The organism is Selenihalanaerobacter shriftii, assembly GCF_900167185.1.
GTDB classification, from domain to species: Bacteria; Bacillota; Halanaerobiia; order Halobacteroidales; family Acetohalobiaceae; genus Selenihalanaerobacter; species Selenihalanaerobacter shriftii.
This window is the reverse complement of sequence record NZ_FUWM01000020.1, coordinates 42,921-60,789: the sequence shown is the minus strand read 5'-3', so window position 1 is coordinate 60,789 and position 17,869 is coordinate 42,921. Positions and strand designations below refer to the sequence as shown.

Genomic DNA, 17,869 nt, shown 5'->3' with positions numbered 1-17,869 from the left:
AGCTTAATGTTAGTGATGAGTATAAGTCTGGTTATTGGGGGAATATGACTTCTCGTGAGTGTGGTGCCGTTGGTGGACAAATGGTTAAGAAAATGGTTGAATATGCTGAAAACCAAATGTCTAATGGCTCTAATATCAATGCTCCTCAAGCTTCACAAGATGCTGCTAACATTAACTTAAGCAATAAAGTCGGCAGTTTTGAACCTCAGCAATAACAGCTGAAAACTATTAATGAATCATGATATACAAATATGAATCAAACAAATTAATGAGCGGATAATGAATATCCGCTCATTAAAATAAACTTAATTCTACATACATACCTTCAATTCCAAACTTTCGTACACGATAGATATCAAGTGGTTAACCACTTGATATCTATCCCGCACAGATGCCTATCAACAAAATTTATATATATATTATTACAACCTCTACTTCTATTTTCAATTATAACCACATAATATATCATAAACCAAAATATAATTAGGAGAAAAAGAGTATGCTTTCACCTAGCTTAGAAGATTATTTAGAAGAGATTTATCGCTTTTTAGATCAACAAGGTTATGTCCGCATAACTGATATAGCTGAAAAATTAAATGTATCACTCCCATCAGTAACTAAAGCTGTACAAAAATTAGGTAAGAGAGATTATTTAGAGTACCAACGATATAAGAATATTACACTAACAGAGAAAGGAAAAAAGATAGGCAATTTTTTAGTAACAAGAAATAAATTATTAAGAGAATTCTTATTAGTAATCGGCAGTGATTGTAATAAGGAAAAAGAAGCAGAAGCTATGGAACATTATTTATCTCAAAAAACTGTAGAAGCTATTACCAGCTTAGTTGAGTTTTTTAAAGAAAATCCAAAATATCAACAGGAGTTACTCGATTTTCAAGATGAATTTAAAATAGAAAGATCATCTCAGAATGACTTCCAAGATGATCTAAAGTAAAACTGAATAATAATTATAATAATAAATGTACTAATTGGTTAAATGCAAATGTAACTATTACTGCTATTACTGTAGTAATTACCAAAGCAATCCCACTCCATTTGATGCTACCAGTTTCTTTTCTAATAGTTAATAAAGTAGTACCACATGGAAAATGTAGTAATGAAAATAACATTGCTGATAAAGCTGTTACCCAAGTCCAACCATTAGAAACTAAAATATTTCTTAAGCTTTCTGCACTTTCTGGCTCAATCATTACTCCTGTTGAAAGATAGCTCATAATTAAAATTGGTAAGACAATTTCATTAGCCGGCAAGCCCAATATAAACGCCATTAAGATAAAACCATCTAACCCTAACAATACTGCAAAGGGATCAACTAAATTAGCCAAATGTGTAATGATATCTACTCCACCAATATGAATATTAGCTAAAATCCAGACAATTCCTCCGGCTGGTGCAGCAACTACTACTGCTCTCCATAAAACAAAGAGCGTTCTATCTAAAAATGATCTGACTAAAATTCTACCTAACTGAGGTTTCCTATAAGGTGGCAGCTCTAATGAAAATGAGGATGGCACTCCTTTAAGTAAAGTTTTAGAGAGGCCCCAGGAAACTATTAATGTCGTGACAATTCCAACTAATACTAATCCGACTACCACTGCAGCTGCTATCAAAGAACTATAGAAACTTCCTGCAAAACTTCCCATAAAAATGCTAGCTAGAATAATCAATGTTGGGAAACGACCATTACAGGGAACAAAATTATTAGTCAAAATGGCTATGAACTTTTCCCGAGGAGATTCTATAATTCTAGCTGCAACAATACCTGCTGCATTACAGCCAAGTCCCATACTCATAGTTAATGCCTGTTTTCCATGGGCTCCGGCTTTTTTAAAAAAATTATCTAAGTTAAAAGCCACTCGGGGTAGATAACCTAAATCTTCCATTAAAGTAAATAGTGGAAAGAAGATAGCCATTGGTGGTAACATAACTGCTATTACCCAAGCCATAGTCCTATATACTCCCATCACCAAAACACCACGCAACCAATTTGGAGCTCCCACTCCTATAAATAAATCATTTAAACGATCTTCTAACCAAAAAAGCCCAGTAGCTAATATTTGTGATGGATAGTTAGCTCCTACTAAAGTTAACCAAAAAACGACTCCTAATACCAATAACATGACTGGAAAACCTAACCACTTTGAAGTTAGAATATTATCTATTCTCTCTTCTAAATTTAATCCTTCTTTTTGATCTTTCTTAACATTACTCTCTGCTATTTTTTCTGCATTAATGTATATATCCTTAACTATTTGATCTCTTAAATCTTCTTGCTCTCTCTTATCAAATAGATAATTTACTTTTTCTATCATTAGTTTTAATTGTCCTACATCATAGGACTCCACTTGCTTTCACCTCACCTTCTAACTTAGCATTAATATCTTTTATAATTTCTTCTGAATAATATGCTTCCATTGATTCAAGAATAGTTTTATCTCCTTCTAATAATCGTAATGCTAACCAGCGGGCATTCATGCGACCTTGCAATATATATTCTAAATCAGGTTCAATCTGAGAAATAGCTGCTTCTAATTTTGGAGAATACTGAATTATAGTAGGTTCCACTTTAATCTTTTCTGTAACAATATCAGTAATTACATCTTTTAAGTCATCTAAACCTATCCCATCACGAGCAACGGTAGGAATAACTGGCATCTGTAAATCTTTTTCTAAACCTTCAATATCAATTTTTATCTTCTTGCGATTTGCTTCATCCATTAAATTCAAACACAGAATAATATTATCTGTTAATTCAGCAACCTGTAAGACTAAGTTAAGATTTCGTTCTAAATTTGTCGCATCAACAACTACAATAGTAGCATCTGGTTTAGCAAAGCAAATAAAATCTCTAGCAACCTGTTCTTCACTTGAATTAGCCAATAAAGAATAGGTTCCTGGAAGATCTACTAAAGTATACTCATCGCCTTGATGAGTATAATAACCTCGTGCTTGAGTTACTGTCTTACCTGGCCAATTACCCGTATGTTGCTTTAAACCAGTTAAGTTATTAAAAATTGTGCTCTTTCCAGTATTTGGATTACCAGCTAAAGCAATAACTGCATTAGCTTTTTCGGAATCAATATTAAATGATTCTCTTAATAAATTAAGTCCACTAGAATTAGATGTTAATCCCATCTATTTCAACTCCTTTCTTTTATATGTTAAATAAAAATTATATAATTTTCTTTTGACCCATTTCTTGAACAATAATTAAATCAGTCTCTTCTTTTCTTAAAGCTATCGTAGTCCCTCTAATCAAAAATGCTGTAGGATCACCTGATGGACTTCTCCGTTTAGCAACAACCACGGTTCCTGGTACTAAACCTAAATCTAAAAACCTTCTTCTTTTAATCTCTTTTGCGTTAAGTTGAATTATTCTAGCCGTTTTACCTATTGGCAAATTTGTTAATTGCACAATTCTCCCTCCTTTCAACCTTTCCACACATTACATTTGCTTTATACAACTTAACTGAAGTTAAGTATGTTAACCGAGGCTAACACATATAAGCTATTACATATTATGTGAATTACGCAGAAAATGTGAGTAGATAATAATTTCCTATCTAAAGTAAAAAAAGCATACCCTAATTAGGATATACTCTATCATACCTTACATAATTATTTAAAATTATTAAACTAAATAACTAATTACTTAATCTTTTTTCCAACCAATAACTTCTTTAAAATTAATAGAATATATCCAACCTGCTAAAACAGCTGTAATCGGTGCTACTAAAACTAACCCTATACTACCGGTCAAAGTTCTAAGAATTTCTGCTGCTACCATTTTAAAATTAATCATTCGAGACAAGCTAGTACTTTTACTACTAAATAACATTAATAAAGTTAAATATCCACCTGAATATGCTAATAGTAAAGTAGTCGTCATAGTTCCAATTACTGCTCGTCCTACATTAAACCCAGATTCAATCAATTCCCTCATCTCTATTTCAGGCTTTTGAGCTTTAATTTCAGCTATAGAAGCAGCAATATCCATAGCAATATCCATGGCTGCTCCAGAAGCTCCAATTACTATTGAAGCAAAGAATATATGCTTCATATTTAAATCCATGTGTCCACTAAATAGCAAAGCTTGGGAAAAAGGAGCTGTCATCCCTTGTAATCCTAATTTATTACCAAAAAAGAGGGTAATTATAATTGTAATTAATAATCCCGTCACCGTTCCTGTAAAAGCTGCTAATCCTTTTTTCGTCAAACCAGCGATTGAAAAGATAATAAGAGCCGTTAAAATTATTAAAGTAAAACTGGCTAATAATAATGGATTATATCCTGCCAATAAACCCGGAATTAAAAGATTCCAAATTATATAGATACTAGTTACAAAAGAGAATAAAGCCATTACACCTACAATCCGTGCATATATTAATAAAACTATAACAAAAATAAGAAATAATGATAATTCCCATCCTTGTCGATAAAGATCTATAACTTTAACTGCAGTAACTTGGTTTCCTTTTTCTTTAATGGCAACTAATAATTTGTCTCCTTCTTTAAAATAATTATCTATCTCTGCTTTACCAGTAAACTGATTAACTGCTGTAAATTTTTCTCCTTCATATTTCCCTTTTAAAACTCTTACTTTAATTGACTGATAACCTATACTCGTGATTCCAGAATTTATTACTTCACTATTATCTACCTTAAGTGCTACAGCCTTTATCTCTGCCTTATCTGGAGTTTCTCCTATAAATTTATTAAAAAATAATAATCCAAATACTAATAAAACTATGATAATTATAATTGTTCTTAATTTAGACTTTTTCATTAAATTCACCTCATAATTTAACCAAAGATATTATTACTCTATGATATTATTGCTCTATTAAAGAAATAGCCGGGAATAATCCCGACTATCTCTTTTATACCTATTACTATTTTATCTTACTTTTCTGAAGTTAATTCAATATTCATTACTTCAGCCATTGTTCGAGCTACTTCAGTATTATCCTTATAGCCACCAAAGCTTTCAGCACCTACTCCAATCGCTGTTAATGGTACTGTAGTACCAGAGTGAGCATAAGTTGTCCAGAATAAATTAGCTCGTGCTGATACAATTTCAGCAACTGCTGCATTAACCGGACTCATAAAGCTTGGCATATGATCAACAGGTTTCTTACCTGCGTCATCTAAGTCCATTCCTTTTTCAATCTTAGCTCTTTCTTCAGCAGTTAAATCAGTTAAACCAAATTCATTCTTAATATAAGCAAAAGTCTTTTCTCTATTTCCATCATAATTAATTGAATCTATAGATGCTTTAATTGGTAAAAGAGCATCTATATTTAAAAAGTAATTATTCTTAAATCCTAATCCAAGCCCACCTGTTTCGTGGTCACCAGTTACTACAATTAATGTTTCATTAGGATGCTTTAAATAGAATTCATAAGCTTCTGCAACTGCTTCATCAAAAGCTAATATATCAGTTGCCACAGTAGCGGGACCATTAGCGTGACCTGCATAGTCTATTCGACCACCCTCTACCATCATAGCAAATCCATTTTCATGTTTAGCTAAAGTATCAATTCCTTTACGAGTGACCTCTGCTAAACTTGGTGTCTTTTTAGCATCTCTATCTAATTCATAAGGGAAATGACTGTAAGTTAAAGGAGCGAATACTTTATCTCCAGACTGTGGTTCATAATTTCTAAAGCCTTTTGGGTCATTAACAAAAGTTTTATAACCTTTGTCTGCAAATGCTTTAACTAAGTTCTTATTATCTTTTCTTTTAGAACCTAATTCACTATCCTTTGGAACAAAGTGTCTATATCCTCCACCAGCTAGAAAATCAATATTACTTTCTGCAATGTCTTCAGCAATTTGGTTCGGATTATATCTGCTTTCATTATGAGCCATAAAGGAAGCCGGAGTTGCATGAGTTAATCTCATATTAGAGATTACACCAGTTGCTAAGCCTTTATCTCTAGCTACTTCAATTAAAGTTTTAACTGCGTCACCATTTGGTAATTGACCAATCATTCCTTTATCTGTCTTATATCCAGTTGCTAATGCAGTTGCAGCAGCAGCGGAGTCTGTTACTAGAGTGTTAGCTGCATAAGTCGTATTCATACCTGCTACTGGAAATTTATTCATAGTTAAATCCTTCTCTGGATTACCTGTTTTTGCTCTTAAAAGATATTCTCCTAATTGTCTTTGGGAAGAAGCCATTCCATCACCAATAAATAGGAAAACATATTTAGGTTTTTTAGTAACTACATCTTTCTTAGTATCTCCTTTTTCTACGGGACCTGAAGACATAGCACTTACTATACCAGTAAGTCCAACAGCAAATACAACTAAAGCTACAAGTACGATTAAAGCTTTTTTAGTAGTTGACATTTTTTTAAACATTTTACTCCTCCTTATAAAATTAAGTATACTGACTTTATACCTTAGACATCACTATAATCCTCCCCAATATTACTGTGACATCACCCCCTACAATTTTTAATTCCTCTACCATATATCAGCTGATTAAGTAGAAATTTATAAAAAAGGATATACTTTGAATAGTTAGACGTCTAACCACATTAAAGAAAAAAATATTTAGAAGCCCCTTTGACACCATATATTCATTAAGTAATTGATTTTGACACTTTTACTGACGTTTCAATTTGATTATATACTATCTCTATAAAAGTGTCAAACTATTATAACAACAATCTCAAAAAGCCATGTTTTTGACATGGCTTTTTGAATTTATAAAAATGCAAATTGATATTATCCTTATTTTATTTCAAACTGATTTGCTACAATTTCTAACTCTTCTGCCATCTTAGCTAATTCCTCTGTGGAACGACCAATCTTTTCACTAGATTGACTTATCTCCTGGGTGGCATGTACTACTTCATCACTACTACTTGCCATCTGTTGAATAGCTCCACTAACCTCTTGGATCTGTTGAGTAACTTCTTCAATAGCCACAGTTATGTTCTTAAATGATTCTCCTGCTTCATCTATCATTTCTACCCCAGCTGTTGTCTCTTTTGTACCCACATTAACTGATTCCAAAGCATTGTGAGACTCTTCTTGAGTTTGATCAATTAAACTAGATATTCTATCAGCGGCTTTAGCTGATTCTTCAGCTAATCCTCTAATTTCTTCAGCTACTACTGCAAAACCGCGACCATGCTCGCCCGCTCTAGCTGCCTCTATATTTGCATTTAAAGCTAATAGATTAGTCTGATCAGCTATATCAGTAATCATTTCAGTAATTTCACCTATCTGTTCAGATTTATTATTTAGCTTATTAATTGTATTAGATATATCCTCTACTTTATCACTAATTGAATTCATTTTAGCAATTGTATTTTGAATTACCTCATTTCCATTTTGAGTATTCTTTGCTGCTTTTTGAGAAAAATCACCAACCTGTTCAGCATTAGCACCAATCTGTTGAATACCAGCTGACATCTCTTCCATAGTCGCTGAAGTCTCTTGAATATTACTATTAGTTTCACCAACTAATCCTAAAATTTGTTGGCTGAAAGAAGTAGTTTCTTCAGAATTATCATGAATTTTTCTAATTATATCTGTAACCTTATCTAACATTGAATTAAATTCATTTCCTAAAGTTTCTAATTCATCTCTAGTATTAATCTCCACTCTATTAGTTAAATCTCCCTTACCAGCTTCTTTCATCATTATTACTAGTTTTTCTATAGGGTCAGTCAATCGCTTAGTTAAAAAACTAGCTACTATACCACCAACAATGATACTAATAGCTAAGATTAAATATACTGTATACTTAATCTTATTAGCCGGCTGATAAAAATCCTCTTCATAAGCTCCAGCACAAATGATCCAATCCCAAGGTTTATAATATTCCATAGCAATAATCTTATCTCTAAATTCTTTTTCACCTGGATTCTTCCAAGCATATTTATAAAATCCTTCTTTCCTTTTTACTACTTCCTTCCCAATCTTACCTGTATTAGTACCATCCTTAATAAAACTAGAACCTTCTAATCTAGGATGTAAAGTAAATATTCCTTCACTATTAGTGGCATATATATACCCTGACTCACCAACTGTATTTTTAATCTCTCTAACTCCCTTTTTATTCGTTTTAGGGCCAATTAATTTGAACTTAGCTTCCTCTTTAGCCTCATCTAATGATATTTCCCCTGCTTGAACTTGCTTATTTAATGCATCAGTCAATAATGTCGCATCTTTGACTATTCTTTGCAATTTATCTTTTCCTAAATTCGTTAATTCTTTTTTAGCATTTTGATAACTAAAATATCCTAATATAATAGTTGGTAATATAATCAAAACCATAAACGCTACTAATAATTTAAACCTAATACTAACATTCTTAAAATCTATTTTTTTAAATAAACTCATAATTTTCTCTCCTTTAATGATAATTTATTTATAAATTAATAAGATTATTGAATAATTTAATATACCTTTTTCAGTAAATATTCATTATTTTCTGAAAATTACAGTAATTATATCGCCTCCCCTACATTTTAAAGTCCATTTTCTAATCAAACCAAAAAACAAAAAACCTCTCCCCTTTTAAATTGAAAGGAAACAGGATTTTAATTTGTGAACTCATCTTTCGATAAGTGTACCTTTTCGGGGATATATAAATCTATTCAATTATATTAATATTTGACTTATACATAATATTAGTCATGATCTCCCAAATATCCTTCTATTTATAGTAATTATATCTTATTTATAGTAATTTTTTCTTACCAATCCTCTATCCAATATTCTTGACCATTACTCTTAATTATTACTGCCCCTACCTTCTTAGTCTCAAATACTTTAGCTCCTAGAGTCTGTAATCGATTTATTACTTGATGATTAGGCAGATTATAATCATTCCACCTGCCAACTGAGATAATAGCAGTAGAAGGGTTAACACTATCTAAAAAATTATTACTACTAGAAGTATTACTACCATGATGTGCCACTTTTAAAACTTCACTATTTAATTCAAAGCCATTATAAGTTAAATATTCTTCCACCTCTCTTTCAATATCACCTGTAAATAATAGTTCAAAATCATCATAATCTACTCTTACTACCAAAGAATTATTATTAGGATTATTAATACTCCTCGGATAATGATAAAAATTCAAAACAGTTTCTTGCAATTGCAAGGTGCTATCTCGTTTAACTATCCGATAATTGATTTCATTCTCTTTAAAAATCCGAAATACCTTTTGAATTAATTTATTTCTCCTAATTGGTGTAGGGATAAAGACTTGCTTCACATTGAATTCTTTTAATACTCTAAGTAAGCCCTGGATATGGTCTTTATGAAAATGTGTAATTATTATATATTCTAAATTCAAAATACCATTTTTATATAAGAAATCAGCTAATTTATCTTTATCTTCTCCTCCATCGACTAAAACTTTATCTCCTGTTGGTAGTCTTAAAAATGCAGCATCGCCCTGCCCTACATCTATAAAATTAGCTTCTAAATTATCATTAAAATTTATACTTAAACTAAAACCTAAACAAACCAATAAAATAACAGCTAGCGAAATAATTAATCGTTCTTTTTTACGATTTAAATATGGGATTACTTTAAAAGAAAAAGCCTCTTCAAATTGATACAACAGAAAATAATAAACTCCTATTAATAAATAAGAAGGACTAGGCAACTTAACCTTAAAGAACGCAAATAATTTTAAAAAGTCCATTATTTTTAATAATAGAATAGACAATAATAAACTAATATTATTTAATAATTGAGCAAAAATCAAATGTAAACTTCCTAACAACAATGATATAAATCCAAAGAATAGAATTAAACTAACTAAAGGCATAATTAATATATTTCCTAATATCGGTACTAAAGATGCTTGATTGAAATAATAAATTAATAAAGGAAAAGCGCCTAATTGCGCTGCTATGGAAGCCGATATAATATTAGTTAAAATATTAGGTAAAAAAGATAAATGATGGCTTAAAACTGGTGTTAGATAAATAATGCTATAAACGATTACAAATGATAGTTGAAATCCTGGTTGTAATAGATAATACGGATTAATAATTAACATAATTAAAGCTACTAAAGATAATATATTGGATACATTTACACTTCGGTTATATCTTCTACCTATAATATAAAGAATTACTACTAATCCTGCTCTTACTACTGAAGCTTGTCCCTGGGTGATAATTATATAACCAAATATTAATAGAATACTGCTCATATCAATTAACCACGTTTGAACCTTAAGTCCCATACCAATGCTATTTAATATTAATACCAATAAACCAATATGAAAACCAGAAATAATCAACAAATGATTAAAGCCTAATTTCTTAAAGCTAGTTATAATATCTTCTGGAATTAAATCACTTTCTCCTAATAAAAAACCTCTTAATAAGAAATTATATGGTTCTTGCATAGTTTTATCTATAATATTTTCAGCTTTGGATTTGATTTGTAAAGCTAATTTAATAACTCGATTACCTCTGTTATCTAATAACTTTATTTGGTTTATATTTGAAGTTTCCAACCAAGCATAAATTTCTTTTCTTTTTAAATAATCACGATAAGAAAAAAATCCTGGATTCCTATTATCAGGAGGTAAGCTTAACCTTCCTCTTATCCTAATAACATCACCATAATTATATTCTTGATTTGCTTCTTTCTTCTTAATTAAAACTTGACCATAATTGATTTTAACACTACTTTGTTCTTTAATAATCTTCCAAGGCTTTATAATATACTCCTGTCCTTCAGTTGAAGCTTGAGCACTAGTTATAATACCTTTGATATATACTTCCTTTTCTACATAATTAGTTATTGAACTTGGAGCATGATATTGGTATTGAAGAATTTGCACTTGAGTTACTCCTATTAACAGAATAAAGACTAGAATTAGCACCTTAGTTAGGTTCACCTCATAATACCACAATATAATTATACTTACTGCTAAAATTACTAATATGATTAATAAAATTGAGAGAGATAAATCAATTTTAATTCCAACAATGATTCCTATAATTAAAGATAATAATATTATTATAAAAGGTGTCTTAATTTCTTCGACTCTTTTCATTAGATAGCTAACCTATCTTTATTTCTTAGATAAGTACTGTCTCCAATACCTGACACTTTCTTTATTTCATCTATTTTATCAAAGCCTCCATGCTGATTCCTATATTGAATAATCTTCTCTGATAATACTGGCCCTACCCTATATAGCTTTTGTAATTCCTTCTTAGAAGCTGTATTCAAATTAATCTTATTACTTTGGTTATCCTGTATGCTACTTCTATCTTTAATTTCTTCATGATTCTCCTTAGATTCTTCCATAGATTCAGAAGGAATAATAATTTTTTCACCATCAATCATTTCCTTAGCTAAATTAATATTATCTAAATCAGCTTCCGAAGTAGGTCCTTCTGCTTTCTCCAATAACTGAAAAATTCGACTTCCTTCTCTTAACTTATAAACACCAGGCTTTTTTGCAGCTCCTCCTATCTGCACTAAAATCTTATCCCCGTTATTTTTATGTTCTTCTTGTTCTTGCTTATCCTGATTATCTAATTGATTAAGATTTGACTGTACATTCTCTTTATTTACTGTCAATTTTGCTTCAGAATCACTATTCATTACATGTTTTACTATTAATAAACTACTACCAATTATTAAAGTTATTATAACTACTAATAAGATTATCTCTTCTTTTTTAGTAAATTTAAACATAATCTCCCTCCATTTAACTAACAATTATAATTCTTATTACAAATTAATCTTTAATAATTTATTTAGATTAATCATAACTAAACTCCTGCATTCTATTGCCAATAAATGGAGAAAAATGCAAATGAGGACTCTCTAGAAACAGAGAGTCCTCATTTAATATCCTTAATTATTTATAATTAAAATTATTTTATCACTAAATTAACTAAGTTCTTCGGTACAACTATTGTCTTAATTAACTCTTTATCTTCTAAGTAATCCTGAATCTTATCTTGAGATAATACTACTTCTTTTAATTCATCTTCTGTAATATCAGCTGCAACCTCTACTCTATCTCTTACTTTACCGTTGACCTGCACTACAATTGTAATTTCATCTTTCTTTAAAGCCTCTTCATCATATTCCGGCCATTCTTGCTTATGAATACTTCCAGTATAACCTAACTTAGACCAGATTTCTTCAGTCATATGTGGTGCAAATGGTGCCAATAGTAATACTATTGACTTAACAGCTGATCCTAATAATTTAATATTTTCTTCTTCAACTTGATCTATATAAGAATAAACTGCATTTACTAATTCCATAATTGCACTAATTGCTGTATTAAAGTTCTTTCTTTCATCTAAGTCCTCAGTAACCTTCTTAATCCCTTGATGAATCTCTCGATTCAATTCTTTTTCTAATTTACTTAAATTAGGAAATTGAATGTTATCTAAATCAAGATCTTTAACCTGATCAATATACTCAGCAGTTAATCTCCAAATACGCCTTAAGAATCTAGATGCACCTTCTACTCCTTCATCGCTCCATTCTAAATCTCTTTCTGGAGGAGCTGCAAATAGAATAAATAATCTAGCTGTATCTGCACCATACTCATTAATGATCTCTACTGGATCAACCACGTTCCCTTTTGATTTAGACATCTTTGATCCATCCTTTAAAACCATTCCTTGAGCTAATAACCTTTCAAATGGCTCCTTAACATCAGTAAGTCCTAAATCATTAATAAATTTCATAAAGAAACGAGCATATAATAGATGTAAAATAGCATGTTCTATTCCACCAATATACTGATCAACATTCATCCAATAATTAGCTTTTTTAGAATCAAATATCTTTTCATCATTATTAGGATCAGTATATCTTAAGAAGTACCATGAGGAATCAACAAAAGTATCCATTGTGTCTGTTTCTCGTCTAGCAGCACCTCCACACTCTGGACAAGTAGTATTTACAAAATCATCTACTTGGGCTAATGGTGATTCTCCTTGACCTGTGAAATCTGCATCTGTCGGTAATTCTACTGGTAATTCTGCTTCAGGCACTGGAACTACTCCACACTCATCACAATAAATAATTGGAATAGGAGTTCCCCAATAACGCTGCCTGGAAACTAACCAATCTCTTAAACGATAATTAATATTCCTATTACCAATATCATTATCCTCCATATAATCTGCTATCTTATCGAAAGCAGAATCCACATCTAAACCGTTCAACATATCTGAATTAGCTAAGACTCCATCTTCAGTATAGGCTTCATCTATAGTATCTCCACTGAACTCTTCATCTTCTGGTTTAACAACTACTTTTATATCTAAATCATACTTTTTAGCAAAATCAAAGTCACGTTGATCATGAGCTGGTACTGCCATAATAGCTCCAGTCCCATAACCCATTAAAACATAATTAGCAACTAAAATTGGAATTTTTTCTTCAGTCATAGGATTAATAGCATACGCACCAGTAAAGACTCCCCGCTTTTCTGACTCCGTAGAAGTTCGCTCTTCTTCATCTTTATTGGCCATTTCAGCTATAAATTCCTTTACGTCCTCTTCTTCTTCCTTACCAGCTATCAAGTCTGTTACTAATGGATGTTCAGGTGCTAAAACCATATATGTAGCTCCATAAACTGTATCAGGACGAGTAGTAAAGACTCTTAATTCTTCATCTATATCATCTATAGGAAACTTAATTTCAACCCCTTCACTTTTACCTATCCAATTTCTCTGCATAATCTTGACTCTTTCAGGCCAATCTTTTAATAATTCATGCTCTGCTAATAATTCATCTGCATAATCAGTAATCTTAAAGAACCATTGAGCTAAATCTTTATCTATAACTTCAGAATCACACCGTTCACAGCCTCCATTAACTACTTGTTCATTAGCTAATACAGTTTCACAACCTGGACACCAATTAACCGTAGATTCTTGTTTATAAGCTAATTCTTCATTATATAATTGTAAGAATAACCATTGAGTCCACTTATAATAATTAGGATGACAAGTTGCTACTTCACGTTCCCAATCATAACTAATACCTAATCTCTCTAGCTGCTTCTTCATATTAGCAATATTATCCCAAGTCCAACTATTAGGATGAATATCTCTCTGAATAGCTGCATTTTCAGCAGGCAACCCAAAAGCATCCCATCCCATAGGATGTAAAACATTATAACCCTGCATTTGCTTGAAGCGAGCAATTACATCTCCAATTGAATAAACTCTAACATGCCCCATATGTAAGTTCCCAGATGGATAAGGAAACATCTCTAATGTATAATACTTTGGTTTATCTAAATCTGCTTCACTCTTAAATATATCTTCATCATCCCAATACTGCTGCCATTCCTCTTCAATAGACTGAAAATCATATCTATCCTGCATCTACTTTCCTCCTCATTTATTTATTAAATATTAAAAAATCCTCATCACTAACAACGATTCTTCATTGCTAGGGACGAGGATTCCTATGCTCTTATTTTGGTAGAAATAATCTGGTGGAGATAGGGGGATTTGAACCCCCGACCTCTTGTCTGCCAGACAAGCGCTCTCCCAACTGAGCTATATCCCCAAAAGACTAACTACTCTTAGCTAACAACTACTATTATAAATTATTAATTTTATGATGTCAAGTAGTTTTTAATTTAACTCTCCCAGGTTACCTCTTTAGCATCGCCCCATAACCTTTCTAATTCATAAAATTCACGTTCTTCTTGCTGAAAGATATGAACAATAACGTCAGCATAATCTAATAATACCCACTTAGCTTGGTCCATACCTTCTTTTCTTTTTAATTCTATATCTAATTCTTCTTCTACTTCACCTGTAATAGCTCTTGCTATAGCCTTAACTTGAATCTCAGTCTTTCCACTGCAGATTACAAAATAATCTGCTAAAATTGATATACCTCTTAAATCTAAAATATTAATATCTAAAGCCTTTTTATCATCAGCAGCTTTAGTAATTAATCGTGCAAGTTCTTCACCATTAATTTCCATTCATTTAGCCTCCTACTTTCCTTCTGTAATAGGTTCTATATTTAATAAAATTTCCCATTATCCATATAAAGTATTCGTTATTGAGAAAGAAAATCCTTTAAAAAATCAAGATTAGCCTAGCTACCATTAAGGTTTTTCCCTAAAATAATTTTAATATCGACTTTATTTTGAGCATCTAGATTAGAATTAATATTCTCCCAAGTAATAGCCTTTCCATCTAAATAATCTGCTAAGCTTTTGGCCTCTGATTCAAATTCAGGTCTAAATAATATTTGTGTCCGAGAATAATTAAAACCATTGGCATTTCCTATTTTAACAACTTTATAACCAGACTGAGATAAGATATCTCCTATCTGATTTGCAACTCCTTTTTGACCACTACCGTTTAATACTACTATCTTCAATTTAGAATTAGCTAAATACTCTTTACTCCTAATCAATTTAGCTATTACTGCTTCACTCTTCCAACGGTTAGGAACCCAATAACTAATCCCATCAATATATCTCGGTTCTCCTGGTAAAGTTTTCATCTTTATCTTATCTTTATTCATATTTTTAAACATACCAGCTAAATTAGTAGCTAATTTAAAACCTTTTGTTAATGGTACGTCTGTTTCAATATTATCAAATAAATGTTTTGATAATTTTGGTAACTTTAATATAATCTTAGGAGTTGAAACCTTATCCACTACTGCCTTTAAGAATTTTTGTTGTCTCTGAATTCTACCTATATCTCCTAGCTTATCATGTCTAAATCTAATATATTCCAAAGCCTCTTGACCATTTAGAACCTGTTTACCAGCAGGAATATCTATATATAAACCTCCAGCTTGATCAATATACTTCAAATCTTTCTCCACATCTACCTCTACTCCACCTAAAGTATTAATTATATCTTTAAACCCTATAAAATCAGTATTTATATAATAATCAATAGGAACCTTGAAGTTATTCTTTACAGTCTCCTTTAATAATTCTATACCACCATATGCATAAGCCGAATTCAATTTATGATAACCTTCTTCCCCAGGAATTTTGACTCTAGTATCTCTAGGTAAAGAAAGAACTCCTATATTACCACTTTCCAAGTCAAGACTAACAACAGCTATAAAATCAGAACGATTAGCGCCTTTCTGCAAGGCATCTACCCCTGACACCAACAAATTTAATTTTTGATCTATAAGCAATTCTTTTTTAGGCTTAACTTGACCTTTCTGCATCACGACAAAAACCCCTACACTCACTACCGCCGCTAATAATATGACTAATATCCCTATCTTAAATATCTTTTTTCTTTTAGATCGCTTTTCTTTCTTATTTTGTCTTTTTAGCCGATGCTTTTCAAATCTATTATATTTACTCATTTTCATCCACCCTTTCTAAGAAAAGCGTTACGGGTAGCTAATGTCTGAGGATGTATTACATCGTGATTATCTAAATGAAATTTTAAAGTACGATCACATGCCTTTCTAACTGCTAAATCCAGATTAGATCTAGCTATTTTACGTAGTTTATCTAAACCTGAACATTTTCTATTAGGTTCAATGTAATCAGCCAAAAATATAATTTTTTCCAAACTTGTCATCTCTTCGGAACCTAAAGTATGAATTCGAATAGCATTTAAAATCTCTTCATCATTGATCTTAAATTTACGCTTAGCGAATTCAGCTCCTACTGGACCATGTAATAGGGGTGGAACTATAATAGTCACACCATCAATCACTATACCAAACTTCTCCGCTTTTTTCAACAGGTTATTGTTGGATAAACCTTTAGCACAATCATGTAATAAACCAGCAATTCTTGCTTTTTTTAAATCAATCTCATATATTTTAGCTAATTCTATAGCCGTATCTCTTACTCCTAATGAATGATTTAATCTATCTTCTGAAATCATCTGCTTTAATAATTTAAGCATTTCTTTCTCTAACATCATATCTACCTCTCCTATTAAATCAGTTATTAGTGTCAATATCAGATAATAACAACTTGCTACCTCACATTCACAACTAACACTGACACTATTTAATAACTAAGTGTCTAGATATAATCTTCTTTTCTTAATATATGCTTCTACTGCACTGGGTAATTGATATTTAATCGGTCTTTTATTCTGTACTCTTTGTCTAATATCAGTAGATGAAATAGCTAGTCCAGGGATTTCTAACTGAAAAATTTGATTTCGATATTTTTCATAAATCCCATCCTTTAATTTAGACAAAGAATATCCTGGTCTAGTAGCAGCAATAAACTTGCATTCTTTTAAAATCTGATGTGCTTTCTTCCAAGTAAATATTTCTAAAATAGCATCGGCTCCTGTAATAAAATAAATATCTACCTCGCCAAGTAATTCCTTAAAAACTCGTACAGTATCTATTGTATATGAAGGGCCCTCTCTTTCTAACTCTATCCGCGATACATTAAATTTATGGTTATTCATAGTAGCTAACATAACCATAATATATCTATCTTCAGCATTCGTAATCTTTTGTTCAGTTTTATGCGGTGGATTAGCCGAAGGTACAAAGATTACTTGATCCAAATCATATTGGTAAGCTGCAGCCTGTGCAGTAACTAAATGCCCATTATGGATTGGATCAAAGGTACCTCCCATGATCCCTAAACTCTTTATATCTTCTTTTAATAATTCATCTAACATATCCTTCAACCCCTATAAACAATTATTATCTATATTTATTATAATATAACAATCTATTCTATCTCTCAAGTATTTTTCAAACATAAGGCAATCATTAGTTAAATTATGTTATTATAATCCTTATTTGCTACTTTAACAAAGTATTTTCAACATAATTAAGAGTAATTAGTCACCACCATGGATAGAATAACATAAAAATAGAGTAGAA

The 17,869-nt window shown here is 31.2% G+C and carries 15 protein-coding genes and 1 tRNA gene; 2 read left to right on the top strand and 14 right to left on the bottom strand.

Annotated elements, in window-relative coordinates; translation table 11 throughout:
* Together B5D41_RS11065 and mntR are read left to right on the top strand one after the other, a co-directional pair.
* Window positions 1-215, top strand: a 215-nt coding sequence (locus B5D41_RS11065; RefSeq protein WP_078810717.1) for an alpha/beta-type small acid-soluble spore protein, incomplete at its 5' end; no start/stop codon positions are given.
* 284 nt (window positions 216-499) lie between these two features.
* The gene (mntR, locus tag B5D41_RS11060) at window positions 500-955 is read left to right on the top strand and encodes a transcriptional regulator MntR (protein WP_078810716.1); all 456 of its coding nucleotides are present in this window, start codon (window positions 500-502) and stop codon (window positions 953-955) included.
* Between the two features lie 13 nt (window positions 956-968).
* Here the strand turns inward: mntR and B5D41_RS13995 are convergent, their stop codons facing one another.
* The 14 genes from B5D41_RS13995 to nadD all read right to left on the bottom strand — a co-directional run bounded on the left by B5D41_RS13995 (window position 969) and on the right by nadD (window position 17,661).
* The gene (locus tag B5D41_RS13995) at window positions 969-2,333 is read right to left on the bottom strand and encodes a nucleoside recognition domain-containing protein (protein ID WP_143555706.1); all 1,365 of its coding nucleotides are present in this window, start codon (window positions 2,331-2,333) and stop codon (window positions 969-971) included.
* Between the two features lie 19 nt (window positions 2,334-2,352).
* The gene (locus tag B5D41_RS13990) at window positions 2,353-3,156 is read right to left on the bottom strand and encodes a FeoB small GTPase domain-containing protein (RefSeq protein WP_143555704.1); all 804 of its coding nucleotides are present in this window, start codon (window positions 3,154-3,156) and stop codon (window positions 2,353-2,355) included.
* A gap of 37 nt (window positions 3,157-3,193) precedes the next feature.
* Entirely contained in the window at window positions 3,194-3,436 is a 243-nt protein-coding gene (locus B5D41_RS11050) for a FeoA family protein (protein ID WP_078810715.1), read from the bottom strand.
* 237 nt (window positions 3,437-3,673) lie between these two features.
* On the bottom strand, window positions 3,674-4,807 hold the full coding sequence (locus tag B5D41_RS11045) for a YibE/F family protein (RefSeq protein ID WP_078810714.1): 1,134 nt from the start codon (window positions 4,805-4,807) through the stop codon (window positions 3,674-3,676).
* Between the two features lie 116 nt (window positions 4,808-4,923).
* Window positions 4,924-6,387, bottom strand: a complete 1,464-nt coding sequence (locus B5D41_RS11040) for an alkaline phosphatase (protein ID WP_078810713.1) — start codon at window positions 6,385-6,387, stop codon at window positions 4,924-4,926.
* Window positions 6,388-6,762: 375 nt separating this feature from the next.
* The gene (locus B5D41_RS11035; protein ID WP_078810712.1) at window positions 6,763-8,382 is read right to left on the bottom strand and encodes a methyl-accepting chemotaxis protein; all 1,620 of its coding nucleotides are present in this window, start codon (window positions 8,380-8,382) and stop codon (window positions 6,763-6,765) included.
* Between the two features lie 356 nt (window positions 8,383-8,738).
* Entirely contained in the window at window positions 8,739-11,072 is a 2,334-nt protein-coding gene (locus B5D41_RS11030; protein WP_078810711.1) for a DNA internalization-related competence protein ComEC/Rec2, read from the bottom strand.
* Window positions 11,072-11,722, bottom strand: coding sequence for a ComEA family DNA-binding protein (locus B5D41_RS11025; protein ID WP_078810710.1), 651 nt, complete (start codon window positions 11,720-11,722; stop codon window positions 11,072-11,074). The genes B5D41_RS11030 and B5D41_RS11025 overlap by 1 nt, the downstream gene beginning before the upstream one ends.
* 182 nt (window positions 11,723-11,904) lie before the next feature.
* A complete protein-coding gene (gene leuS / locus B5D41_RS11020; RefSeq protein ID WP_078810709.1) occupies window positions 11,905-14,388 on the bottom strand; it encodes a leucine--tRNA ligase in 2,484 nt (827 codons plus the stop codon).
* Window positions 14,389-14,499: 111 nt separating this feature from the next.
* Window positions 14,500-14,575: transfer RNA gene (locus B5D41_RS11015), tRNA-Ala, on the bottom strand.
* A gap of 73 nt (window positions 14,576-14,648) precedes the next feature.
* Window positions 14,649-15,002 (bottom strand): ribosome silencing factor, encoded by a 354-nt coding sequence (gene rsfS, locus B5D41_RS11010; protein ID WP_078810708.1) that lies wholly within the window; start codon window positions 15,000-15,002, stop codon window positions 14,649-14,651.
* A gap of 116 nt (window positions 15,003-15,118) precedes the next feature.
* A complete protein-coding gene (locus B5D41_RS11005; protein WP_159442945.1) occupies window positions 15,119-16,366 on the bottom strand; it encodes an LCP family protein in 1,248 nt (415 codons plus the stop codon).
* A 2-nt stretch (window positions 16,367-16,368) separates the two neighbouring features.
* Entirely contained in the window at window positions 16,369-16,938 is a 570-nt protein-coding gene (gene yqeK, locus B5D41_RS11000) for a bis(5'-nucleosyl)-tetraphosphatase (symmetrical) YqeK (protein WP_234983941.1), read from the bottom strand.
* A gap of 96 nt (window positions 16,939-17,034) precedes the next feature.
* Window positions 17,035-17,661, bottom strand: coding sequence for a nicotinate-nucleotide adenylyltransferase (gene nadD / locus B5D41_RS10995; protein WP_078810706.1), 627 nt, complete (start codon window positions 17,659-17,661; stop codon window positions 17,035-17,037).
* Between the last annotated feature and the right edge of the window lie 208 nt (window positions 17,662-17,869).